Here is a 20,424-nt window from a genome sequence, read left to right as displayed (position 1 = left end):
TCGTCGCAAACCTCGGCGGCTTGCACGTCTATTTCCCCGCACCCTTATCCTAAGCTTGATCCGGGATGACGACTAGGAAGGAGTTCGTCCCCCGCATTGATACCAAGGAACGAAGACAGGGCTTGAAACGGTGAAGATGTGCCGGAAGCTAATGAAAGCCCGGGATAGCCTTCGCCTATGTCCGATGCGTTGCGTCGATCCGGCGGCGCAAGGCTTGCGTCACCAGACGCGGGCGCGCCAGATGGAGCAGCGAGCCGGTCTCGGGCACCATCTCGTAGGTGAAGTCCGCATGACGCTCGGCGTGACGGCGCGGCCAGTCCTCGCCCGTCGCCAGATACTCGTCCCCGACCAGCGCGTGGATCGGCAGGTGCGTCAGGCGGTCCATCCAGTCATAGGGCGAAATCTCCAGATTGAGGTCTTCGACATAGGCGTCCAGCGTTTCGCCGCGGCAGCGTTCGGTATTCTCGCGCAGGGCTTCGATCAGGCCCGGGCGGGCGAGCAGGTCGAGATCGCGCGGGCTGTCGCGATAGACGCTGCGGATATGTTCTTCGTCGAAGCCCGCATCCATCTTGGCGAAGGCGAAACGGACATAGGCGTCCAGCAAGGGCCGGGCATAGCGGCCCAGCACGAAATAGGAGCGGGTGGACGGCGATATATGGAGCATGTCGCGCATGCGCCGGACCGCAAAGGATGGCGAGGCCCAGATCAGGGAGGTGACGTCGGGGGCGCCCTCGCCGCGCCGCCGGAGCGCGTCGATCGTCGCCATGGCGTGGATGCCGCCCATATTGTCGGCCAGCGCCGGTAACGCGTCGATGCCGCGCCTCACCAGCAATTCGGCGATGTCGGCCGCATAGAGATCGTGATCGATGGAACCTCTGGGCCTGAGATGGGCGGGATGCGGGTCGGACATCGCCCAGCCGGGCCGCCACGGCATGATCAGCCGGATGTTGTCCGCCCTCAGCGCCCGGTCCAGTTCGGGCGTGATCGTGTGACCGGTGACGATGGCGTGGAAGAACAGGACCGGATCGCCCGACGCCGGTCCGGCCTGATCCACATGCAGCCGCCGTCCGTCGGGGCGCCGGAACAATTGTGGGCTGAGGTGCGCCGGGACCGGGTCCGACCCCGCATCGCCCGGCGCACCCGCAGCGTATCGCGACAGCTGCGCATAGCCCGAATAGAGCGAAGCGAGCTGGACCTGCGACCCGACGCCGGTGCGCGCATAGACCTGCTTGAGCTGGTTGCGCACCGTGGACAGCTTGCGGCCGCGCGCCTCCGCCAGCGCTTGCAGAGACTGCCCGGTCACGACGGCGCGGGTCACGGCCCGCTGCGCGTCCGACAGGCCTAGCGCGGTTTGGAAGCGGGCGCCGACGGCTTCGTCCCAGTCGATCGACACGACGCCCAGCCGTCCCAGCGCGCGGCCGTCTTCGTCGGAGACGCGCACCAACGACAGATGGAAGGTCGCCGCATCGGGATCGTCCGGCTCGGTGGCCAGCAGAGTAGCGGGAAGAGTGGCGACCATCTGGCCGACCAGCGTGTCGGCCAGGGCCGCGCAGCCCTTGCGCAATTGCTCCAGGCCTGCGCGGGAGAAGACATGGCTGTCCGAAGGGCGCAGCGGCAGGTCCCATCCGCCCTTCAGTCCGAGCCCGTCTTCGGCGGCTTCGTTGGCCAGCACGACCAGCCCGGTCGTGTCGAGCAAGGCGGCGGGTTGTCGGTCGCCGAGCACGGAACGGCGCGAGGCGAGCCCGTCCCCGCTGCGCCCGCCGCGCGCTTCCAGCATGTCGCGCGCATGGGTCAGATGCGTTTCGATGCGCTGGATGCGGCGGAAGGCCCGGTCCTCCACCTCGTAATCGTCGAACTCCGCATCCTCGATTTCCGTGCGCACATGGGTCTCGATGGCTTCGAGTAGCCTGTGCAGGTTGGACGGGTCCATCGCCGTGGAATAGGCGAGGCGGATGATGTCCGCCTCGAGAGCCGCGCTGGCGTCTGTCGGGCCGGGTCCGGGCACCGTTCAAGCCGGCGGCGGGGTTTTCGGCCGGTAGCGGCACAGATCGGCGATGACGCAGTCATAGCATTTGGGCGTGCGGGCGACGCAAGTGTAGCGGCCGTGCAGCAATATCCAGTGATGCGCGCCCATGCGGTAGGCGTCCGGCGTGACGCGCAACAGGTTCAGTTCGACTTCGACCGGGTCCTTGCCGGGCGCCATGCCGGTGCGATTGGCGACGCGGAAGATGTGCGTATCGACCGCCATGGTCGGCTGGCCGAAGGCTTCGTTCAGCACGACGTTGGCGGTCTTGCGACCCACGCCAGGCAGTTTGACGAGGTCGTCGCGCGTCGTCGGCACCGCACCGCCGAACTCCTCCAGGATCATGGCCGACAGCTTGATGACGTTCTTGGCCTTGTTGCGATACAGCCCGATCGTCTTGACATGGTCGCGCACCGCGTCCTCGCCGAGGTCGAGCATGGCTTGCGGATTGTCGGCGCGCTCGAACAAGGCGCGCGTGGCGCGGTTGACACCCACATCGGTGGCCTGCGCCGACAGGGCGACGGCGACGACCAGCGTGTAGGGATTGGAATAGTTCAGTTCGGTGCGGGGTTCGGGGTTTTCCCGGCGCAGCCGTTCGTAGATTTCCGCGATGTCCGCCCGGTTCAGTTTGGGGCGCGGAAGATCCTTGTAGAGCTTTTCCTTCGCCATGCGGCCGGCGCTATTCTTCCTCGCCGCCATCGGGCTCGCCGCCGTCGGAATCCGGCGCAGCGTGCTTGCGCCGCGCCATGCCGATAACGGAAGACAGCATCTGGTCGGCGAAGTCCGAGCTCGGCTGGGCGCTAAGGCGGCCGTCACCGTCGAATGCGTTCGCCGCATTGCCGACGCCGACCTGCGTGGGCACCACATCGCCGCCGAGCCGGCGCAGCAGGAAGGCGAGCTCGCGCAGGCACATGATCCCGCTCATCGGGCCGGGCGTGCAGGACGCGATCCCGAACGTCTGGTCCTTGATCCAGCGCGTGGATACGGTCGAGGTCCAGTCCACGGCGTTCTTGAGCACCGGCGGCAGCGAGCCGTTATATTCCGGCGTGACGATGACGATGCCGTCATAGCCCGCCAGCGTGTCGATCAGGGCCGGAACGGTCGCAGGCGTTTCCAGATCGCCGTGATAGATCGGCATGTCGTAATCGGACAGGCTGACCGCTTCGGCCGTGCCGCCATGGCTTGCGACCCGGTGCATCAGGGCGACCTCCAGCTTGCGGTTGATCGAACCGTCGCGCAAGGAACCGCAAACGAATGCGAGTTTGGGGGTGAAGTCGGTCATGGCGGCGGCCTATGCGAGAGGAAGAGTGACTGCAAGCGGGTTGAAGTGCGCCCTGTATACGTCATATCGGACGGCATGGTTTATGCCGATATCGTTCTCTGGGCCGTCTTCGGTCCCGTCGCGCTGGTCGCCCTCGCTTTCACGGTTCGGGCCGTGATCGGATGGATGGGTCTGGCCCGCGAAGCCGAAGAGGATTTCGCCTATCGCCGCGACCAGGCCATGATCCCGGCCGACATCGAACGCGACGCGTTCGTCTCCACCTATCGCCGCGTCAACGCCCCGCGCACCTCCACATATGCGGCGGCCACCTTGTGGGGCGTGCTGCTTGCCACGCCGGTGATCGCCAAGATCATGGAAGTGCTGCTGGACGGGCTGTGGCAGGTGACGGGTCGGCCGCGTGCGATCGAGCCGGGCTATCTGGTCTGGGCGTTCCTGATCTTTTTCGGCCTGTTCGGCGCCTGGGCGGGGATCGCCTATCTCGCGGCCCGCCGCTACCACCGCCGCGCGCCGGGTCGGCTGGAGGACGAGCTTAAAGCCCTGTCAGGTCGCTCATAGAATAGAGTCCGGGCCCGCGCCCTATCAGCCAGTCGGCGGCCGCCAGCGCGCCATGCGCGAACACGTCGCGGTTCAGCGCCTGGTGGCCCAACACGATCATCTCCGACTCGGACGCGATCCGCACTTCGTGCATCCCGTAGACCCCGCCGCCGCGCAGCACGGCGAAGCCGATATCGCCGTCGCGCCGCGCGCCCGTGCGGTCATGCGCGGCTTTGTCCTCCAATGAGACATCGCGTCCTTGCGCTACCGCGTCCCCCAGCATGAGCGCCGTGCCGGACGGCGCGTCCGTTTTGTGCCGATGGTGCATTTCCAGGATGTCCACGTCCCAGCCGTCGCCCAGCGTCGCGGCGGCTTGGCGGGCCAGCGAGGACAGGACGGCGATGCCGAGCGAGAAATTGCCGGAGCGCAGGATCGGCAGGCGCGTCGCGGCGTCCGCGACGGCGTCTTCTTCCGCCTCGCTCAGGCCGGTCGTGCCGGAGACGAGCGCTGTACCGTCGCGCAGATGCGCCAGCGCGGACGTCAGCGCCGGTCCGGAGGAAAAGTCGATCACGACGTCGCAGTCCGACAGGCTCGCTGGATCGGGGTCGTCCAGCGTCACGCGCCCGGCGATGTCGTAGCGGCCTTCGGCCCCTGCCGCGACGGCCCGACCCATGCGCCCGTCCGCGCCGATCAATCCCAAGCTCTGCGTGTGTCCGGTCATGGGGCTCGCTTAACCCCTTGCCGATGTTTAAGGAAGATGAGGCGCGCGTTCAGTCGCCATTTAGCTGTCTTGCGCTAGAGGGCTCTCATGAAACAGATATCCTTATGCCTGGCCGCATTCCTGCTGGCCTTCGCCGGTCCCACCGGCGCGCTCGCCCAACAGGTCGTCGCGCCGGATCCGGTGGCGCAACCCGCAGCCGGACTGGCGGCCTTCACCCATCCGCAGACCGTGCCGCAGGACCTGGCGCGCGTGGACGACTCGCTCAACCGCACGGGCAGCTTGCAAGGCCGTTTCACACAGTATGGCTCGGACGGCTCCGTCTCGGCCGGAACGGTCCATATCCAGCGGCCCGGCAAGGTCCGGTTCGAATATGACGCGCCCAATCCGCTGCTGATCGTGTCGGACGGGGTGACGCTGGTGCAGCAGGACCGGGCGCTGGAAACGTTCGACCGGGTGCCGCTTTCGGCCACACCGCTGCATTACTTCCTGAAGGAGAATGTACGGCTTCAGGAGGATGCCGAAGTGATCGGCTTCCAGAAACTGCCGGGGCAATGGCGCGTGACGGCCCGCGACGGGTCGGGCGAGATGGCCGGGACGATCACGCTGGTCATCGACCCGGAGACGATGGCGCTGCGCCAATGGGTCATCACGGACGAATTCGGCGGACAGACCCGCGTGGAGCTGTCGGACCTGCGCTACAACGTCCAGATCGATCCGCGCCTGTTCATTCTGCGCGACGAGCGCGAGGACCGGCGCGACCGCCGACGGCGTTAGATCGCAAAAGTCTTAGTGTTTTTTGCGATTAGGTCTTTGTGTAAGCGCAGATCCTGCAGCCGATTTTGCAGATTTGGTCTCATGTTTAGACTTCAGGGTTTTACTAGCCGCTGTTCCGGCAACTTTGCCTGTAACCTTTTTAGTCTTGCTCTGAGCAAGCGCAGAACCTGCAGCTGATTTTGCTGATTTGCTGGCACTTTTGCTTTTCAATGTTTTGGAAGCAGAGCTGGCTGCTTTCTTACCGGTTTTTTCTTTCGACATAATATCAATTCTCCATTGATGGAACAAACCAGAAACACGATTCATTCCGTGTGTAAAGTGAACGGGTTTGAATTGAACTTACCTTTTGTGTTCAATAGGTAAGTTAGATGAAAGTCTCCATCGCCACCTGGAACATCAATTCGGTCCGCCTGCGCGAGAAGACCGTGCTGCGCTTCCTCCAGGAGGAGCAGCCCGACATTCTCTGCCTGCAGGAGATCAAGTGCCAGAACGACCAGTTCCCGACGAAAGCGTTCCGGGCGTTGGGATACGACCATATCGAGGTCGCGGGCATGAAGGCCTATCACGGCGCGGCGACGATCTCGAAGCTGCCGCTGGAACGCCTGCCGACCGTCTTCTGCCCGCTGGACCATGCCCGCCACGTCAGTACGCGCGTGGTCGCGGATGCATCGATGGGCGATGCGGGCGACTTCGAGCTGCACAATTTCTACGTTCCGGCGGGCGGCGACGTGGCGGACCGGGAGGTCAACGACAAGTTCGGCCACAAGCTCGATTTCCTCGAAGCGATGCGCGTCTATTTCGAAGAGCGGTTCACGCAGGGCGATAGGCACCAGGTGATCGTCGGGGACTTCAACATCGCCCCGCACGAGAACGATGTCTGGTCGCACAAGCAACTCTTGAAGGTCGTGAGCCACACGCCGGGCGAGGTCGCGGTGTTGGAGGATCTGCGCAAAAGCCACGACTTTACCGATACGGCGCGCCTGTTCGCGAATGACGACGACAAGCTCTACAGCTGGTGGAGCTACCGCGCCAAGGACGTGATGGCGTCCAATCGCGGCCGCCGTCTCGATCACATCTGGGTCAGCCCTGCCCTCAAGCCCGCAGTCGAAGCCGTGGGACCGGATGGCCACACCATCCATGTCGGCGCCCGCATCTGGGACAAGCCGAGCGACCATGTGCCGGTGGTACAGGTGCTGGATCTGGGCGCGCTCTCGTCATGACAACGAAAAAAGCGCGCAGCCGTTCTTGGCTGCACGCTTGATTTCGGACCGGCCCGCGAGAGCGGACCGGAGCCGGGTCGATCAGACCTTTTCCACGACGACGGCGTCGGCCGTGCGCGGCAGGTCGAGCGCCTGTTCCGGCGTGCCCTGGGCGTAGCGCGGATCCTCGATGGCGGATTGCTGCATCGCCACGCGGGCCAGCAGGATGCCGAACACCGTTTTCGACACGACATCCGCGACCGTGTAGATCACCTGACGGACCACCACGAAGTCGGCCGACTGGTTGATGCCGGGAATGCCCGGGATCAGATAGGCGAAGCCGTAGATGAACCAGGTCACGATTAGCAACTTCCACGCAAAGCCCATGAGAGCGCGCGGACCTTCGGCGAGGCTCATGCGGCCGTCCTTGAAGGCCTTGTTGGCTTCCCAGAGCAGGTAGAAGAAGATCAGCCAGCTGATGATGCCCCAGATCCAGAACGGATTGCCGTCGCCTTCGACGAAGCCCGCGACCTGCGGCTCGTAATACTGGCCGATATAGCCGGTGATGATCATCAGCGCCCCGGCGATGGTCAGCTTGCGCCAGCGCGACCAGAAGACCGCGCCCGCGAAGCCCAGAACCACGAGGAACTGCGTCAGCAGCATCGGCACGTCGATCAGCCAGTTGGCGTAGCGGTAACCGTTGGCGAACACTCTCCCGTCCTGCAGCAGCATCGTACCCGTGGCCGCGTCATAGGCGAACGCGCCGTTCCACATGACCCAGAGGGCGCCGATCTCCAGAAAGGCGGACACCATGACGACGGCGGAGATGTAGGCCGTGTTGCGGTAGCGCGGCAGCACGGACCGGGCCGACATGGCGAAGTAGACTAGGGACGCCGCGAAGACTGCAGCGGTGAAACTGAAGAGATGCCGGATGACTTCATATTGCCAATAGTCGAAGGCGAAAAAGTTTTCGTAATTGATCATGCGGCTGCTCCCGATCTCTCCTGCGGATAAGGATTTTACGCACTGGGAGAGGGCCAGGATTGCGATATGTTAATTGTGCGACAATTCGTCCGGACCCGGGGCCGCCTGCCGCCCGAGAGGCGGTGCATACGTCCAAAGCCCGGTCCCGAACGCATATAGAGAGTGAGACTTGTGCGGACATGGTAGATCGCGCGGCAGCATCCGTCGCCTGGGGCGCGTCGTTGGGAACGATGCTCCAAGGGCTTTTCGCGGACAGGGTCGCGGCCACCTTCACCGCTCTGGCCGCTCTTCTAATCGGGGCGGGCCTCGCCTTTCCGAACGCGTTCGCCAGCGACGCGGCCGGACTTGTCGCCTTGATCCTCATCGCGGTCGTCGGCCTGCCGCACGGGGCGCTCGACATCCATCTGGCGATGCGCAGCCGCCTGCCCCGGATGCAGGCGTTGGGCGTTTACGGCCTCATCGCCCTGGTCGGCGGCATCGCCTGGCTGAGCGTGCCGGTTCTGCTGATCCTGGTCTTTCTGGCCCTGTCGGTCTGGCATTTCGCACAGGACTTCAAGGCGCTCGGGCGGCTGACCGCCTTCGGGGCTGCTCTGTCCGTCCTGCTGATGCCGATCCTCGCCTTCACCGCCGAGACGCAGGCCATCTTCGCCATGCTGATGCCGGAATCGCAGGCCGCGCTGGTGATCGGAACCGCGACGCTGTTCTGGCCGGTCGTCGCGGCGACCGGGGCGGCGCTGGCGCTCAAGAGCCTGAAACGGCCCGGGCTCGCTCTGGCGACGGGTCTGGCCATCATCGCGGGCGCGGTGCTGCCGCCGATCGTCGCCTTCGCGCTCTATTTCTGCGCCTGGCACAGTGCGGGCCATATCCGCGCCGTGTTCGCCGACGCGCCAGTGCGTCGCATCGGCCTTGGCGAAGCGGCGCTCTATGCCGCGATGACGCTCAGCCTGCTCGCGGGCCTGGTCGCCGTCTGGTCCTGGTCCGGCATGGAGGCGCCGATGGTGCGCGCCGTGTTCGGCCTGCTCGTCATCCTGACGCTGCCGCACATGGCCATCGTCGAGCTGTGGCAGCGGCGCGGCTGAGCCGCCGCCCTATTCGGCGACGTCGTCCACCAAAACGCGCGGCTTGCGGTAGTAGAGCTTCAGCCCGTTGGCCGTGCTCATCGAGTCGGACTGCGTGTTCAACACGGTGCGCAACCGGTCGAGGATCAGCGTGTCGATGGTGATGATCAGCGCCGTGACGTAGGTCGCATATTCGCCGGACACGCCCTGGCTGACGAGGATGTCCTGGAGCAACACGACCGATGCGCTGGGCGTACCGGCGGCAGCCGTGGCGAAGACGAGGCTCTGGAAACCCACGACCAGCGCGTCGCCCAGATCGACCTCGATCCCGAAGGCGCTCATCGCATAGAGGCTCATCAGCAGCAGGCCGATCAGCGTGCCGACCATGTTGATGGTGGCGCCGATGGTGAAGAACGGCGTGGCTTCGTCGCCGTTCGCGCCCATGTCGTTGCACGCCTTCTTGGTCGCGACCAGCGTCGCGATGGAGGACGAGGTCGAAAACGCGACCACGGCCTGCGGCAGGACGGCGCGAAGGATGAACCCCGGCCCCCGGCCCTGGATCGTCGAGGTCACGATCAGGATGACCAGCCACGTCAGCACCATGGCCAGCATGTAGGGCTTCAGCAGGTTGGCCAGGTCGACCAGGCTTTCCCACCCATTCGGACGGGCGAGGGCGAGCGTGATCGAACCGAACACGGCCAGCGGGATGGTGTATTGCAAGAATTTGCGGAAACCCGCGATGAACATGTCGGAAATCGCGTCGGCTTCGCGTCCCAGGCCGAGCCGTTTCAGCGCCGCCCCGAAGATCAGGCCGGTATAGATGCAGATCATCAGCGCGCTGGTCAGCACGCCGTAGATCTTTTCCGCGAACGGCGAGGACGCGATGTCCGCTCCGCTGTCGCCGACGATGGAGGGGTCGGGCAGGATGGTCTCGCCCGCGAACAGGAAATAGGCGGCGATCGCGATGGCCATGCCGATGAGGGAGAACATCAGGAAGAAGACCAGAACGCGCACGAATTTCGCGCCCAGCCCGCCGGTCGAAATGGCGATGGAACTGCCGATCGACAGGATGATCAGCGCATACATGAGCGGCCGCAAGGGCACGAACAGCGCGTCCTTGGCCAACCCTGCGACCGACTTGGACAGGAACGTGTCGCCGATCACGATCGGTGCGGCGAGCTCGTCCGCCGCACCCAGTCCCCAGAACCCGAAGGCCGCCGCCGCCGACACGATGACGAGCAGCAGCAGCGGTATGTCGTGAATGGTCTTCATGATGTCCCCGGCGAAGCGTTTCCGACCTGCTTAGCGGGCGGTGGGCGGGGGGCAAGCCTTATAGTTTCACCAGCGGCATCAACCGCGCCGACGTCAGGGATGGCGTCAGGGATGATGCAAGACCTGTCGGCCGCTTCATTTTATTCCCCGGATGAAAGGATTCCGCCATGAGCGGGATCGCTACGCGTCATCCAGCTTCGCCGCCGCTTCCTCGGTCATGTCGAAATTGTGGTAGACGTCGGACACATCGTCCAGATCCTCCAGCGCATCGTTGATCCGCATGACCTGGGCGGCGATGTCCGGATTGTCGATCAGTGTCTGCGCCTTCCACACCAGGTTGACGGATTTGGCTTCGCCGAACTTGGCTTCCAGATTGGCCGCCACGTCGCCCAGATCGTCGCGGGCGGTCCAGATGGTGTGGACGGGTTCGAACTCGTCCCATTGATCCTCGGCCTCGCTGTCATGTTCCACATCGTCGGCGCCGGCTTCGATGGCGGCCTCCATGACCGTGTCCTCGTCGGCGACGGCCAGAGGGTATTCGATCTTTCCGACCTGGTCGAACATGAAGGAGACGGAGCCGGTTTCGCCCATGTTTCCGCCGTTCTTAGAAAAGGCGGTGCGGACTTCCATGGCCGATCGGTTGGTGTTGTCGGTGCTGGCCTCTATCACGAAGCCGATCCCGCCGGGACCGAAGCCCTCATAGCGCATTTCCTCGTAGTCCGCCCCGTCGCCGCCCGCGCCTTTGTCGACAGCGCGCTGGATGTTGTCCTTGGGCATGGATTGGCCCTTGGCGTTGGCGATGGCGAGCCTCAAGCGCGGGTTCATGTCCGGATCGCCACCGCCCATCTTGGCCGCCACAGCGATGTCCTTGGACAGTTTGGCGAACAGTTTGGACCGCAGCTTGTCCTGACGGCCTTTGCGGTGCTGGATGTTCGCCCATTTGGAATGGCCCGCCATGGGTCACCTCGTCAGTTTCGTTAGGATCGGAAAATCGAGCGCCCCTCTAGCGGGCGCGGCGCGGCGCGGCAAGGCACGGACCTCACGCAGGCGTGACGGGTCGTGAACGGACGTTACTGGAATGACCGGTTCACAAGTGCTTTGCAGGATCGGCCGGAACCGAAAGACCGCCATGCCCGACAATCACATATTCTCGCATCTGCTGACCTTCCTGATTTTGGGTGGCGTCCTGATCACATTCGGCTGCCTGATCCTCCATGGCGGTGCGGGGCTCTACGCATGACGGACACGGCCGCCGAAACGATCAAGGACAGACGGCGCGGCCGTCCGGCCCAGTTCGACACAGACCGGGTCGAAGCGGCGATCGCGGACCTGTTCTGGGAACGCGGGTATGACGGCGTGTCGGTGTCGGACATCACGGCCGCCACGGGCCTGTCCAAGTCATCGCTCTACAACAGCTTCGGCGGCAAGGCGGCGCTGTTCGAAGCCGCGCTCGCCCGTTACCATGCGCAGACCGTTCGGACCGGTGCGGACTGGCTCGCCGCCCATGACGGCTCTGACCCGATGGACAAGCTCGACCGGCTTTTCTCCGGTCCGGCGGACGATGTGCACGGCCGGAACGATGCGCGCGGCTGTTTCCTCTGCAACACATCCGCCGACGGCCTGTCTGGAGACAGGAAGGCCCGCGCACCCGATATCGATACGCTGGTCGGCGACGGGTTTCAAATTCTGGAAGACGGGCTATTTGCCTTGTTCAGCCGCTACGCCCCTCAAGCGGGCCGCGACCGCATCCGCGATGCCGCCCGTCTCGCCCTGACCACCTATATCGGCCTGCGGATCCGCAGCCGGACGAAGCCCGCCCGCACCGAGATGGACGCGGTGCGCAACGCGACGGTTCAGGCCGTCCGCCTCATCCTGAAGTGAAAGAGACCCCGATGGCCTTCATCCGCAAATACGGTCCCATCGGCCTGAGCCTGTTCAGCGCCGCCATCTTTCTCGACTCGTTGCGCTTCAAGTTCACCGACGCACCGGAAACGCAGACGATCTTCGGCAAGCTGGACGCGTGGGCCACCGGCTTCGGCGCGGACGGCGTGTTCGACAAGACAGGCCTCTTTTCGCAATATGTCGTCGGCAGCGCCGAACTTGTCGCCTCCGCGCTCTTGCTCGTCGGCTTGGTGCCGCGTTTTCTCAAACTCGGCGTACTGGGCAATCTGATCGCGCTGGGCGTGATGACGGGCGCCGTCGGCTTCCACCTGTTCACTCCGCTGGGCATCGACCCCAACGACGATGGCGGTCTTCTGTTCGTCATGGCCGTGGGAGCTTGGAGCTCCCAGATCGCGATGCTGTGGCTGCGCCGGGACGCGTTGGGAGACTTGATCCGAAGACCGTTCAGCCTTTTTGCGCCGTACCGGCCGGTGTGATCGGCTCCAGGTCGCCGACGGTCAGTTCCATGACGTTGGTGATGTCCTGGCCCAAGGCCTTGACCCGGACGTCCATGGAGAAATCCGACACATAAGCGTGACCGTTGGGCGCGACGGAACATCCCTGTTCCATTTTCATGTCGTGGATCTTGGCGATCAACAGGACCGTCATGGGGCGGGTGATGTTGAACGCGGCCGACCGCATCCGTCCCGTGGGCTTGTCGAACACGATCTCGCCCTCCAGCCGGTCGGACAGTTTCTTCGCCATGGAGCGTTCCTTGCCGTCCAGCTCCCGGTCGCCCGTCTGCATGAACAGCGACACCATGCGCTCGGGCGAAGGGCGCAGCCTCGCCAGATCGGGGCGCTCCTCGATCAGGGTGAAATCATCCGGGCTCGGCACGACGCCGCCTGCATTGCACCAGAAGCTCTGCGCCTGGGCGGCCGGGCTGCGGTCTTCGTCCTCGATCTCCTCGATCATCTCGCGCAAGGCCTTTTCCATCTCGCCGCGCGCCTCGGAACTGCGGTCCAACACGGTCACGCGCTCGCCGGGCGGCTGCGACGGATCGATGCGCAGTTTCGCGCTGAGCGGCTCGTGAACCTCGTCGCCCTTGGATCCGGAGACGGTCACGTCCACCGTGTGCTTGTAGGGCACGTAGTCTGGGGGCTGCGCGGCCTCGGAGGTCTGCGCCAATATGTCGAAGATGCCCTTGGCTTGAGCGGGGGACGACACGGCCAGACCGGCGAGTGCGGAGAGTTTCAGAGCGGCGCGCAACATGAGGGCCTTGTCGGCGCAAGCCGTCCCATCTGCAAGTGAAGATGCAGCCAGACGCGGTTCATCCCGCGCTCAGGTCCTGCTTGGATTTCGCTCAGGCGTCCGGCACCTGCGCCGCCAGCTGCCCGCCGATGCGGATCGGCTCGACGCGTTCGGCCAACCCCTTGGCGTTCGTTTCGACGAAGACGCCGCACAGCGTGCCCGGACCCGTCGCCGGTTCGAACCGGGCCGAGCGCATCCGCGTGGTGAAGCGGCGCAGCGGTTCGTCCACCTCCATCCCGATGATGGAATCATAATCTCCGCACATGCCCGCATCGGTCTGGTAGGCCGTGCCTTGCGGCAGGATACGCGCGTCCGCCGTCGGGATATGCTGGTGCGTACCGACGACGAGGCTCGCCCGCCCGTCGCAGAAATAGCCCATGGCGGTCTTCTCGCTAGTCGCCTCGGCATGCATGTCCACCACAACGATGTCGGCGATCTCGCCCAGTGGCGCGGCGGCCAGTTCGCGTTCGGCGGCGGCGAACGGATCGTCCAGACTGTCCATGAAGACCCGGCCGTGCAGGCTCACCACCAGCATCTGGTAGCCGCCCACATCGTACAGGTTCGCCCCGCGCCCCGGCGTGCCAGGCGGGTAGTTAGCGGGGCGCAGGATCCGGTCGTCGCGCTCGATCAGGCCGATGCCCTGCGGCTGGTCGAAGGAATGGTTGCCCAGCGTCAGCACGTCCGCGCCCGCCTCGAACAGCTGCTCGGCCGTGCCATGCGTGATCCCGAAGCCGCCGGCCGCGTTCTCCGCATTGACGATCACGGCGTCCAGCCCGAGCCGTTTGCGCAGGCCCGGCAGATGATCGGAGACCGCCTTGCGCCCGGACCGCCCGACCACGTCGCCGAAGAAGGCGAGCCTCATTCTTCTTCGGTCGGGTCGGCTTCGGTCGTGGCGGGCGTTGCATCCGCGCCGCGCGCGATCGTCTTGGTCACGCCGTCGCGGGCTTCGGACGCTTTCACGGTGCGGGTCGGAGTGTCCTTTTCATAGGCGTCCACGATCTTGCCGACCAGCGGATGGCGGACGACGTCGGCGCCCTTGAAATGGATCTGGCTGATGCCGCGAATGCCGGTCAGGATGTTGAGCGCATGCGCCAGCCCGGACGGTTGGTGATGAGGCAGGTCGGTCTGGCTGGGATCGCCCGTCACGGCATATTTGGCGCGCTCGCCAAGCCGCGTCAGCACCATCTTCATCTGCGCGACGGTCGCGTTCTGGGCTTCGTCGATCACGACGAAGGCATCCGAGAGCGTGCGCCCGCGCATGAAGGCGAGCGGCGCGACCTCGATGTCGCCGGCTGCGCGGCGGCGGTCCACCTCGTCCCGGCCCAGCACCATGTGCAGCGCGTCCCAGATGGGCTGCATGTAGGGGTCGACCTTTTCGTTCAGATCGCCGGGGAGGAAGCCGAGCTGTTCGCCCGCCTCGACGGCCGGACGGCAGGCGATGAAGCGGTTGACCTCGCCTCTTGCGAGCAGCGACGCGCCGTAGGCCGTAGCCAGGAAGGTCTTGCCCGTCCCGGCCGGACCGACGCCGAAGGTGATCGTGTCGTCGCGCATGGCGTTGATGAAGATTTCCTGCTTGGGCGTCTTGGGCACGATGGGACTGCGGCGCGGAAACGGAATGATCGCCTCGGCGCTGGCCGCCTTGACCTTGCCTTGGCCCATGGCGCGGATCAGCGCGCGGATGTCGCTCGGCCCGCACGGCCAACCGCGTTCCAGCCGCTGGTAGATCTCCTTGACCAGCTCGCCCGCGCGCGCGCGGCTGGGCGTGTCGCCATTGATATGCACCGCACTGCCCGGCGCTTCGATATAGACGTCGAACGCGTCCTCGATCAGCGCCAGGTTCGCATGATTCGGCCCGCACAGCTTGCGCACCAATCCGGCATCGGAAAATTCGAGAATGTCTGTCTGTTTGCTCACGAATGGCAGATAGGGGTTTGAAGAAAGAAAGGCGAGCGTCTTGATGTTTTCATTGGGCCAGAGTTACGTGGTAGGCCAAAAAATCCGCGTCAGAGGAATGAGAGCCTGGGTGCTATTGTCTAGAGCGTCATAGTTTGAAAGGATGATCTCTGTCAGATCTGCCAAGGTCATGAGTTTTACCGGAAATTGGGCGCGGTCCGCTTCGTAGAGGGCATCGCGACTAAATCCTCCTGTACTAACAAAAAGGCATCTGTCTCCGTCGCGCCGTCCGCCAAGGAACGCCCGGATGTCGGGGGCGCTGATTTGTGTTCCAACTCGATGTTTAACTTAAACAACAATCCGTGGATCCTGAAAACCGAATCCATCTGGTGACGCAACAATATCTTTGCCGCGGTCGGACCCTTTTGGGCTGACTTCCGTTTTGTAGCCCATTCCTCTCAAGACACCGGCGACGAGTTCCTGCATTTCATACGGATCGAGCTGTGTCAGACGGTCAGCGATCAATTCTGCGGACTTCTCCTCAATCGATTCGAGGCTGAGTATAGTTTGCTCGACATCTTATTCGTCTTCCGAAGCGGGCTCTGACAATACGGCGTCGTCAGGGTAACCTGCAAGAACACGTTCGAGGTCTGCCTGTGCATGATCGGGAATTTTAAAAAGGGTGCTAATCGCGCCAAGTGAGTTCTTTGTACGTGACCGCAATGCGTCGCGCGGTACGTCGCCATGCCAGCCAACATCCATAATCTGCCCACCATCACTTGAATCGAAATTCACATCTAGGCGATATGATCCATGGGCTGTGCCTATCTTGTAAATACGCCGGGACGGATCATAGGTCACGATCATGTCACCCGGTTGGATGACACGTGCGAAACGGTATAGCTGGCCCGCACCCATAATAATCTTATTAGGGTGCCAAGATGGCCAGATTTTCGAAAATTTCTCTCGGAGCGTCTCTACCGTCTCGTCGGTGGAGACTTCTCCTACTTCGGTCCATCCTACTGTTGCAATACCGTCATCGATAAAGCGGTCAAACAAATGGCCCTTCAACCCGGCGCGAACCATCCATGCAGTCATACATTTCTCCAAACATCTTCTCTGACGAGCCGATTAGTGCGAAACGGTTGTGTCGACCTAATAATTGTCATTAAGACCGCTGGAACGCTTTCACAACGCCGACCGGACTTTTCATGACCGATACGACAATCGCCGCGACTTCCGAACAGAAGGGCATCCTCGCCTGGATCGAACGCACGGGCAACAAGCTGCCGGATCCGGTCTTCCTGTTTTTCTATTTCATCATCGCGCTGGTTATCGTGTCGATTCTCTGTGCTTGGCTGGGTGTCGGCGCGACATTGGACGAGCAGGTCCTGTCCGGCATGCCGGACAGCCAGAAGGCGCGGTTCGGGATCGGACCGGACGGGATCATCACCGCGATGAGCCTGCTTTCGGCGGACAATATCCAGCGCCTCTGGGTCGAGATGCCCAAGACCTTCACCCACTTCCACCCGCTCGGCTATGTGCTGGTCGTGATGCTGGGCGCGGGTGTTGCGGAACGCTCCGGTCTCTTTGCCAGCGCCATGCGCTCTGCCGTGCGCGGTGCGCCTCTGTTCCTGCTGACGCCGGTCGTGGCGCTGGTCGCCATGGTCGGCAACCACGCAGCCGACGCCGCCTATGTCGTGCTGATTCCCTTAGCGGGTGTGCTGTTTGCCTCCGCGGGCCGTCACCCGCTGGCCGGCATCGCCGCCGCCTTCGCTGGCGTATCCGGCGGCTTTTCGGCCAACCTGTTTCCCGGCCAGCTCGACGCGCTGCTCTACGGCATCACCGAAGAGGCTGCCGAAATCCTGAACGCGTCCTATGATGCCAATATCGCCGGGAACTGGTGGTTTATCGCCGTGCTGATGTTCATCTACCTGCCGATCATCTGGTATGTGACCGACCACATCGTGGAGCCGCGCCTGGGTAAATGGAAACCGTCCGAAGGCGCGGACACGGACAGCTATGCCGACGAAGATGCGCCGCTGACACCCGCCCAGAAGAAAGGCCTGCGCCGCGCCGGGCTGGCCGTGCTGGCGGTACTCATCCTGTGGGGTGTGATGACGTTCGGACCCGGCACCCCGCTTTGGATCGACGGGCCAGGCACGGAAGGCCTAGAATGGTATCAACGCGCAGGTCCGCTCTTCCAATCCCTGGTCGGCGGTTTCCTAGTTCTCTTCCTTGCAGCGGGGTGGGCCTACGGCGCGGCCGCAGGCACGATTAGGACCCACAAGGATCTTGTCGCCATGATGGCCGAAGCCATGAAGGACATGGGCTATTATCTGGTCCTATCCTTTGCCGCCGCGCACTTCGTCGCCATGTTCGCCTGGTCTAATCTGGGTCTGATCAGCGCGGTCCATGGCGCCAATGGGATCGAGGCGTCAGGCCTGCCGTTGCCGATCCTGCTCGGCATGATCGTATTGTTTTCCGCCATCATCAACCTGTTCGTCGGCTCGGCCTCGGCCAAGTGGGCGCTCCTAGCCCCGGTCATGGTGCCGATGCTGATGCTGCTCGGCGTGTCGCCGGACGGCGCGACCGCCGTCTACCGCGTCGGCGACAGCGCGACCAACATCATCACGCCGCTCATGGTCTATTTCCCGCTCATCCTCGTCTTCGCGCAGCGCTGGCAGAAGAGTTTCGGGCTCGGCAGCCTGACGGCGATCATGATCCCCTACTCGATCTTCATGCTGATCAGCGGCATCCTGCTGGTCGTCGGTTGGACTTTTCTCGGCTTCGATCTCGGACCGGGCGCGCCGATGAGCTATACACTTCCGGGTGCGGGCTAGCACGGGCGCGAGACGGGCCACGCGCCTCGCACCCCTTAAACCGCGAAAGTTTTCCATGGTGAGCACCGTTCTGCTGGACACCCGTCCTTGCCGTCCGAGTACGATTGCGCGGAGGATTGCGGCTATTGTTCCCAAAGCGCCTTTCACGACACGGGATTGAGCGCATCCCAGCTCGACAGCGAACAGGTCGTGCTGGCCCAAGTCGTGCTAGCCCAGGCCGCGACGGTCAAAGCGGACGGGTCGGAGCGCTTCTGTATGGGCGCGGCTTGGCGCAGCTCCGGAGTCCGTTTCGATCAACGCACTGGTTCCCGTGCCCGGAACGCCGTTTGGTGATAGCGATCCAGTCGAGCCTCTCGACTTCGTGCGCCTGATTGCGGTGGCGCGCATACTGATCCCCGAAAGCCATGTGCGCCTCTCAGCCGGGCGCCAGGAGATGAGCGGCGAGACGCAGGCGCTCTACCTTCATGGCGGGCGCGAACAGCGTGTTCACGGGCGACGCCTTGCTGACCACGCCGAACCAGGCGCCCAGCCGCGACGCGGCATTGTTCGAAACGCTCGGCATCCAAGGGGCGGCTGACCGGCTTGCCAATCCGGGCCGTTTGCGCGAACATCTGACTACAGGAGGGTCGCCTATGACATTGTTCCTGACCGGCCTGGCCGGTTTTTTCGGCACTCATTTCTTCTCGGCTCTGCGGTCGCGTGAGCCGGGGCACGATCTTCGCCAGCGTCTGGGCGAAGCGCGTTATATGGGGGTCTACAGCATCGTTTCGCTCGCCTTTTTCGGGCTGATGCTGGCCGGTTATGGTCGTGCGCCGGACGGGTCGCCGCTCTGGACGGGTCCTGAGGCGGCACGCACCCTGTCCTGGCTGCCCAACGGGCTGGCGCTCATCCTGCTGATCGCGGCCTATGCCCCGACCGGCCGCATCAAGCGCACTGTGCACCATCCGATGATGATCGGTACAGGACTGTGGGCCTTCGCTCACTTGGCGGTCGGCGGAGACCTGTCCAAAATGCTGCTGTTCGGGGCTTTCGCCCTGTATAGCGTGGTGTCCGTCACGGCCGCCTTCGCGCGCGGCGACCGGGTGATGGCGCGTCCGCGCGTGGCGGGAGACCTCATTGCGGTCGCGCTCGGCATCGCCGCGACGCTGGGCCTGTGGTATGGCGGGCATGCCGCCATGTTCGGGGTCGCTCCGGAATAGGCCGGTCTGACGGGATTGCGGTTGCCAATTCCGACGGATGTCGTAAAATAGATGGCCGCTTTGCCGGAGAGAAGCCATGACCTTGTCGTTTTCCACGACGAAAATTCCCGTGCCGAAATCGTCTGTGACCGCACTTCTGCTCGCCGCCTCTCTCGCGGCGTGTAAGGCAGACCCCGAAAATCCAGCCGAAACATCGGGCACGTCCGAAACCGCGATCGAAAGTGTTTCCGCGCCCCAGTCGCTTGTTCTAGCGGAACGCTGGATGCTGGACGGGTTCGACGCCCCGGAAAGCGTGATCCAGACCGCGGACGGCACAGCCTATTACGTGTCCAATGTCGGCGGGGACGGCACGGCGCGGGACAATGATGGCGCGATCTCGCTGATCAGTTCGGACGGGTTGGTCATCGACCGGCACTGGGTCACGGGAACGGGCTCCTTGCCGCTGCATGCGCCCAAGGGCATGGCGTTGCAGGATAACCGCCTGTTCGTCACCGATATCGATCATATCGTCGTGATCGACGTGTCGCAAGGCCGCGTGGTCCAGCGCCTTCCCGCTGCGAATGCGGGCTTTCTCAACGATGCGGCCATCGGGCCGAACGGCACGATCTTAATCAGCGACAGCGCCGCCGCGCGGATCTACCAGCTGGAGAATGACGACATCACCGTCTGGCTCGAAGACGACAGGCTCGGCGGGATCAACGGCTTGCAGATGCAGGACGGCCGCCTCCTGGTGACGACCATGGGCGCGGGCGAATTGCTCTCCATCGACCCCGCCACCAAATCCATCACGGGTCTCGCCACCGGGATGGAGAATGCCGACGGCATTGGGCTGAGATCGGACGGCAGCTATGTCATCAGCAGCTGGCCCGGCCAGCTCTGGCATGTGCGCGACGGCGAAGCCCCGGTTTTGCTGCAGGATACGAGCGGCGAGGAGGGCGCGGTCCTGATGAACGACATCCTGCTGGTGGACGACACCACGCTGATCACGCCGAACTGGCGGCCGGGCACGGTGCGGGCCTACCGGGTGGAGTGAAAACGCCCGCCGGAATGGCGGGCGCGCAGGCTTTGAAGATGCGACGCCGCCGCGAGGCGGTCAGGCCCGCTTGATGAGCCGGGCCAGGAAGATCAGCACGCAGGCGCCGATGAAGGCGGTGACGATGCTGCCCAGGATCCCGCCGAACGCCACGCCCAGCATGCCGAGCAGCCAGCCGCCGACGAAGGCGCCGATGATGCCCAGGACGATGTCGCCGATCAGCCCGTAGGGCCCGGCCGATTTCATTACGACTCCCGCGAGCCAACCCGCGACCGCCCCAATCAGCAGCCAGATGAGAATTGCTTCCAACGTCATGATGTCCTCCGTTCATGCGATGGGATCAGTGTAAGGGTGCGACGGGCTGTCGCACAAGGGAAATCGAGTGAGTCAAGGAGTTTGGCATTGAAACTCGCATCA

At 63.9% G+C, this 20,424-nt stretch carries 23 protein-coding genes and 2 pseudogenes; 11 read left to right on the top strand and 14 right to left on the bottom strand.

Features of this window, described 5'->3' with window-relative positions; translation table 11 throughout:
* Positions 1–175: 175 nt before the first annotated feature.
* From Q0718_RS06615 to Q0718_RS06605, 3 genes are read right to left on the bottom strand one after another with little or no spacing between them, the layout of a single operon-like run.
* Positions 176–2,005 carry a hypothetical protein gene (locus Q0718_RS06615; protein ID WP_298915289.1) on the bottom strand — a complete coding sequence of 610 codons (1,830 nt, stop codon included), beginning with the start codon at positions 2,003–2,005 and terminating at the stop codon, positions 176–178.
* A 3-nt stretch (positions 2,006–2,008) separates the two neighbouring features.
* A complete protein-coding gene (gene nth / locus Q0718_RS06610) occupies positions 2,009–2,692 on the bottom strand; it encodes an endonuclease III (RefSeq protein WP_298915286.1) in 684 nt (227 codons plus the stop codon).
* Positions 2,693–2,702: 10 nt separating this feature from the next.
* Positions 2,703–3,305: an NADPH-dependent FMN reductase gene (locus Q0718_RS06605; protein ID WP_298915283.1), complete on the bottom strand. Its 603-nt coding sequence runs from the start codon at positions 3,303–3,305 to the stop codon at positions 2,703–2,705.
* 45 nt (positions 3,306–3,350) lie between these two features.
* Between Q0718_RS06605 and Q0718_RS06600 the strand changes: the two genes are divergently transcribed.
* Complete coding sequence (locus tag Q0718_RS06600) at positions 3,351–3,860, top strand: hypothetical protein (protein ID WP_298915280.1); 510 nt, start codon at positions 3,351–3,353, stop codon at positions 3,858–3,860.
* On the opposite strand, the gene dapB is transcribed toward Q0718_RS06600, so the two are convergent.
* Positions 3,835–4,560, bottom strand: coding sequence for a 4-hydroxy-tetrahydrodipicolinate reductase (dapB, locus tag Q0718_RS06595; protein ID WP_298915277.1), 726 nt, complete (start codon positions 4,558–4,560; stop codon positions 3,835–3,837). The two genes, Q0718_RS06600 and dapB, sit on opposite strands and share 26 nt — an antisense overlap.
* Positions 4,561–4,647: 87 nt before the next feature.
* On the opposite strand from dapB, the gene Q0718_RS06590 reads away from it, so the two are divergent.
* Entirely contained in the window at positions 4,648–5,334 is a 687-nt protein-coding gene (locus tag Q0718_RS06590; protein WP_298915274.1) for an outer membrane lipoprotein carrier protein LolA, read from the top strand.
* A gap of 12 nt (positions 5,335–5,346) precedes the next feature.
* Here the strand turns inward: Q0718_RS06590 and Q0718_RS06585 are convergent, their stop codons facing one another.
* Positions 5,347–5,640: a hypothetical protein gene (locus Q0718_RS06585; protein ID WP_298915271.1), complete on the bottom strand. Its 294-nt coding sequence runs from the start codon at positions 5,638–5,640 to the stop codon at positions 5,347–5,349.
* A gap of 62 nt (positions 5,641–5,702) precedes the next feature.
* On the opposite strand from Q0718_RS06585, the gene Q0718_RS06580 reads away from it, so the two are divergent.
* Positions 5,703–6,554 (top strand): exodeoxyribonuclease III, encoded by an 852-nt coding sequence (locus tag Q0718_RS06580; RefSeq protein ID WP_298915268.1) that lies wholly within the window; start codon positions 5,703–5,705, stop codon positions 6,552–6,554.
* A gap of 81 nt (positions 6,555–6,635) precedes the next feature.
* Here the strand turns inward: Q0718_RS06580 and Q0718_RS06575 are convergent, their stop codons facing one another.
* On the bottom strand, positions 6,636–7,517 hold the full coding sequence (locus tag Q0718_RS06575) for a bacteriorhodopsin (RefSeq protein ID WP_298915266.1): 882 nt from the start codon (positions 7,515–7,517) through the stop codon (positions 6,636–6,638).
* A gap of 179 nt (positions 7,518–7,696) precedes the next feature.
* On the opposite strand from Q0718_RS06575, the gene Q0718_RS06570 reads away from it, so the two are divergent.
* Entirely contained in the window at positions 7,697–8,596 is a 900-nt protein-coding gene (locus tag Q0718_RS06570) for a Brp/Blh family beta-carotene 15,15'-dioxygenase (protein WP_298915263.1), read from the top strand.
* A gap of 9 nt (positions 8,597–8,605) precedes the next feature.
* Here Q0718_RS06570 and Q0718_RS06565 read toward each other — a convergent pair whose 3' ends face one another.
* A complete protein-coding gene (locus Q0718_RS06565) occupies positions 8,606–9,847 on the bottom strand; it encodes a cation:dicarboxylase symporter family transporter (RefSeq protein ID WP_298915261.1) in 1,242 nt (413 codons plus the stop codon).
* Between the two features lie 180 nt (positions 9,848–10,027).
* A complete protein-coding gene (locus Q0718_RS06560; protein WP_298915259.1) occupies positions 10,028–10,804 on the bottom strand; it encodes a YebC/PmpR family DNA-binding transcriptional regulator in 777 nt (258 codons plus the stop codon).
* Between the two features lie 121 nt (positions 10,805–10,925).
* Between Q0718_RS06560 and Q0718_RS06555 the strand changes: the two genes are divergently transcribed.
* Genes Q0718_RS06555 through Q0718_RS06545 form a run of 3 tightly spaced genes read left to right on the top strand, consistent with a single transcriptional unit; the run spans position 10,926 to position 12,225 of the window.
* Entirely contained in the window at positions 10,926–11,087 is a 162-nt protein-coding gene (locus tag Q0718_RS06555; protein ID WP_298915257.1) for a hypothetical protein, read from the top strand.
* Positions 11,084–11,728: a TetR/AcrR family transcriptional regulator gene (locus Q0718_RS06550; protein WP_298915255.1), complete on the top strand. Its 645-nt coding sequence runs from the start codon at positions 11,084–11,086 to the stop codon at positions 11,726–11,728. The genes Q0718_RS06555 and Q0718_RS06550 overlap by 4 nt, the downstream gene beginning before the upstream one ends.
* An 11-nt stretch (positions 11,729–11,739) precedes the next feature.
* The gene (locus Q0718_RS06545; RefSeq protein ID WP_298915252.1) at positions 11,740–12,225 is read left to right on the top strand and encodes a hypothetical protein; all 486 of its coding nucleotides are present in this window, start codon (positions 11,740–11,742) and stop codon (positions 12,223–12,225) included.
* On the opposite strand, the gene Q0718_RS06540 is transcribed toward Q0718_RS06545, so the two are convergent.
* The 5 genes and pseudogenes from Q0718_RS06540 to Q0718_RS06525 form a co-directional block, all read right to left on the bottom strand.
* Positions 12,194–13,000: a hypothetical protein gene (locus Q0718_RS06540; RefSeq protein ID WP_298915249.1), complete on the bottom strand. Its 807-nt coding sequence runs from the start codon at positions 12,998–13,000 to the stop codon at positions 12,194–12,196. The two genes, Q0718_RS06545 and Q0718_RS06540, sit on opposite strands and share 32 nt — an antisense overlap.
* Before the next feature lie 91 nt (positions 13,001–13,091).
* Positions 13,092–13,901, bottom strand: coding sequence for a TIGR00282 family metallophosphoesterase (locus Q0718_RS06535; protein WP_298915246.1), 810 nt, complete (start codon positions 13,899–13,901; stop codon positions 13,092–13,094).
* Positions 13,898–14,953, bottom strand: coding sequence for a PhoH family protein (locus Q0718_RS06530; RefSeq protein WP_298915219.1), 1,056 nt, complete (start codon positions 14,951–14,953; stop codon positions 13,898–13,900). The genes Q0718_RS06535 and Q0718_RS06530 overlap by 4 nt, the downstream gene beginning before the upstream one ends.
* A 63-nt stretch (positions 14,954–15,016) precedes the next feature.
* Positions 15,017–15,457 (bottom strand): annotated as a pseudogene (locus Q0718_RS13680) (restriction endonuclease).
* Between the two features lie 54 nt (positions 15,458–15,511).
* Positions 15,512–16,030 carry a hypothetical protein gene (locus Q0718_RS06525; protein ID WP_298915216.1) on the bottom strand — a complete coding sequence of 173 codons (519 nt, stop codon included), beginning with the start codon at positions 16,028–16,030 and terminating at the stop codon, positions 15,512–15,514.
* A gap of 113 nt (positions 16,031–16,143) precedes the next feature.
* Here Q0718_RS06525 and Q0718_RS06520 point away from each other — a divergent pair, with 113 nt between their 5' ends.
* The 4 genes and pseudogenes from Q0718_RS06520 to Q0718_RS06505 all read left to right on the top strand — a co-directional run bounded on the left by Q0718_RS06520 (position 16,144) and on the right by Q0718_RS06505 (position 20,007).
* Positions 16,144–17,775, top strand: coding sequence for an AbgT family transporter (locus Q0718_RS06520; protein WP_298915213.1), 1,632 nt, complete (start codon positions 16,144–16,146; stop codon positions 17,773–17,775).
* Between the two features lie 105 nt (positions 17,776–17,880).
* Positions 17,881–18,338, top strand: a pseudogene (locus Q0718_RS06515) (hypothetical protein); the annotation flags it as partial.
* A gap of 69 nt (positions 18,339–18,407) precedes the next feature.
* Complete coding sequence (locus Q0718_RS06510; protein WP_298915506.1) at positions 18,408–18,974, top strand: NnrU family protein; 567 nt, start codon at positions 18,408–18,410, stop codon at positions 18,972–18,974.
* Between the two features lie 76 nt (positions 18,975–19,050).
* The gene (locus Q0718_RS06505; RefSeq protein WP_298915211.1) at positions 19,051–20,007 is read left to right on the top strand and encodes a hypothetical protein; all 957 of its coding nucleotides are present in this window, start codon (positions 19,051–19,053) and stop codon (positions 20,005–20,007) included.
* Positions 20,008–20,067: 60 nt separating this feature from the next.
* Here the strand turns inward: Q0718_RS06505 and Q0718_RS06500 are convergent, their stop codons facing one another.
* Positions 20,068–20,322 carry a GlsB/YeaQ/YmgE family stress response membrane protein gene (locus tag Q0718_RS06500; RefSeq protein ID WP_298915209.1) on the bottom strand — a complete coding sequence of 85 codons (255 nt, stop codon included), beginning with the start codon at positions 20,320–20,322 and terminating at the stop codon, positions 20,068–20,070.
* Positions 20,323–20,424 lie beyond the last annotated feature (102 nt).

It is taken from the genome of uncultured Algimonas sp. (assembly GCF_947498175.1).
Taxonomy (GTDB): domain Bacteria; phylum Pseudomonadota; class Alphaproteobacteria; order Caulobacterales; family Maricaulaceae; genus Litorimonas.
This window is presented reverse-complemented; position numbering and strand designations above follow the sequence as displayed.

What these genes read in the sequence shown, in the direction of transcription:
- nth (WP_298915286.1), bottom strand. Translation starts at nt 2,692, where the DNA reads ATGGCGAAGGAAAAGCTCTACAAGGATCTTCCGCGCCCCAAACTGAAC.
- Q0718_RS06605 (WP_298915283.1), bottom strand. Translation starts at nt 3,305, where the DNA reads ATGACCGACTTCACCCCCAAACTCGCATTCGTTTGCGGTTCCTTGCGC.
- dapB (WP_298915277.1), bottom strand. Translation starts at nt 4,560, where the DNA reads ATGACCGGACACACGCAGAGCTTGGGATTGATCGGCGCGGACGGGCGC.
- Q0718_RS06590 (WP_298915274.1), top strand. Translation starts at nt 4,648, where the DNA reads ATGAAACAGATATCCTTATGCCTGGCCGCATTCCTGCTGGCCTTCGCC.
- Q0718_RS06585 (WP_298915271.1), bottom strand. Translation starts at nt 5,640, where the DNA reads ATGAATCGTGTTTCTGGTTTGTTCCATCAATGGAGAATTGATATTATG.
- Q0718_RS06580 (WP_298915268.1), top strand. Translation starts at nt 5,703, where the DNA reads ATGAAAGTCTCCATCGCCACCTGGAACATCAATTCGGTCCGCCTGCGC.
- Q0718_RS06575 (WP_298915266.1), bottom strand. Translation starts at nt 7,517, where the DNA reads ATGATCAATTACGAAAACTTTTTCGCCTTCGACTATTGGCAATATGAA.
- Q0718_RS06570 (WP_298915263.1), top strand. Translation starts at nt 7,697, where the DNA reads ATGGTAGATCGCGCGGCAGCATCCGTCGCCTGGGGCGCGTCGTTGGGA.
- Q0718_RS06565 (WP_298915261.1), bottom strand. Translation starts at nt 9,847, where the DNA reads ATGAAGACCATTCACGACATACCGCTGCTGCTGCTCGTCATCGTGTCG.
- Q0718_RS06560 (WP_298915259.1), bottom strand. Translation starts at nt 10,804, where the DNA reads ATGGCGGGCCATTCCAAATGGGCGAACATCCAGCACCGCAAAGGCCGT.
- Q0718_RS06555 (WP_298915257.1), top strand. Translation starts at nt 10,926, where the DNA reads ATGACCGGTTCACAAGTGCTTTGCAGGATCGGCCGGAACCGAAAGACC.
- Q0718_RS06550 (WP_298915255.1), top strand. Translation starts at nt 11,084, where the DNA reads ATGACGGACACGGCCGCCGAAACGATCAAGGACAGACGGCGCGGCCGT.
- Q0718_RS06545 (WP_298915252.1), top strand. Translation starts at nt 11,740, where the DNA reads ATGGCCTTCATCCGCAAATACGGTCCCATCGGCCTGAGCCTGTTCAGC.
- Q0718_RS06540 (WP_298915249.1), bottom strand. Translation starts at nt 13,000, where the DNA reads ATGTTGCGCGCCGCTCTGAAACTCTCCGCACTCGCCGGTCTGGCCGTG.
- Q0718_RS06535 (WP_298915246.1), bottom strand. Translation starts at nt 13,901, where the DNA reads ATGAGGCTCGCCTTCTTCGGCGACGTGGTCGGGCGGTCCGGGCGCAAG.
- Q0718_RS06525 (WP_298915216.1), bottom strand. Translation starts at nt 16,030, where the DNA reads ATGACTGCATGGATGGTTCGCGCCGGGTTGAAGGGCCATTTGTTTGAC.
- Q0718_RS06520 (WP_298915213.1), top strand. Translation starts at nt 16,144, where the DNA reads ATGACCGATACGACAATCGCCGCGACTTCCGAACAGAAGGGCATCCTC.
- Q0718_RS06510 (WP_298915506.1), top strand. Translation starts at nt 18,408, where the DNA reads ATGACATTGTTCCTGACCGGCCTGGCCGGTTTTTTCGGCACTCATTTC.
- Q0718_RS06505 (WP_298915211.1), top strand. Translation starts at nt 19,051, where the DNA reads ATGACCTTGTCGTTTTCCACGACGAAAATTCCCGTGCCGAAATCGTCT.
- Q0718_RS06500 (WP_298915209.1), bottom strand. Translation starts at nt 20,322, where the DNA reads ATGACGTTGGAAGCAATTCTCATCTGGCTGCTGATTGGGGCGGTCGCG.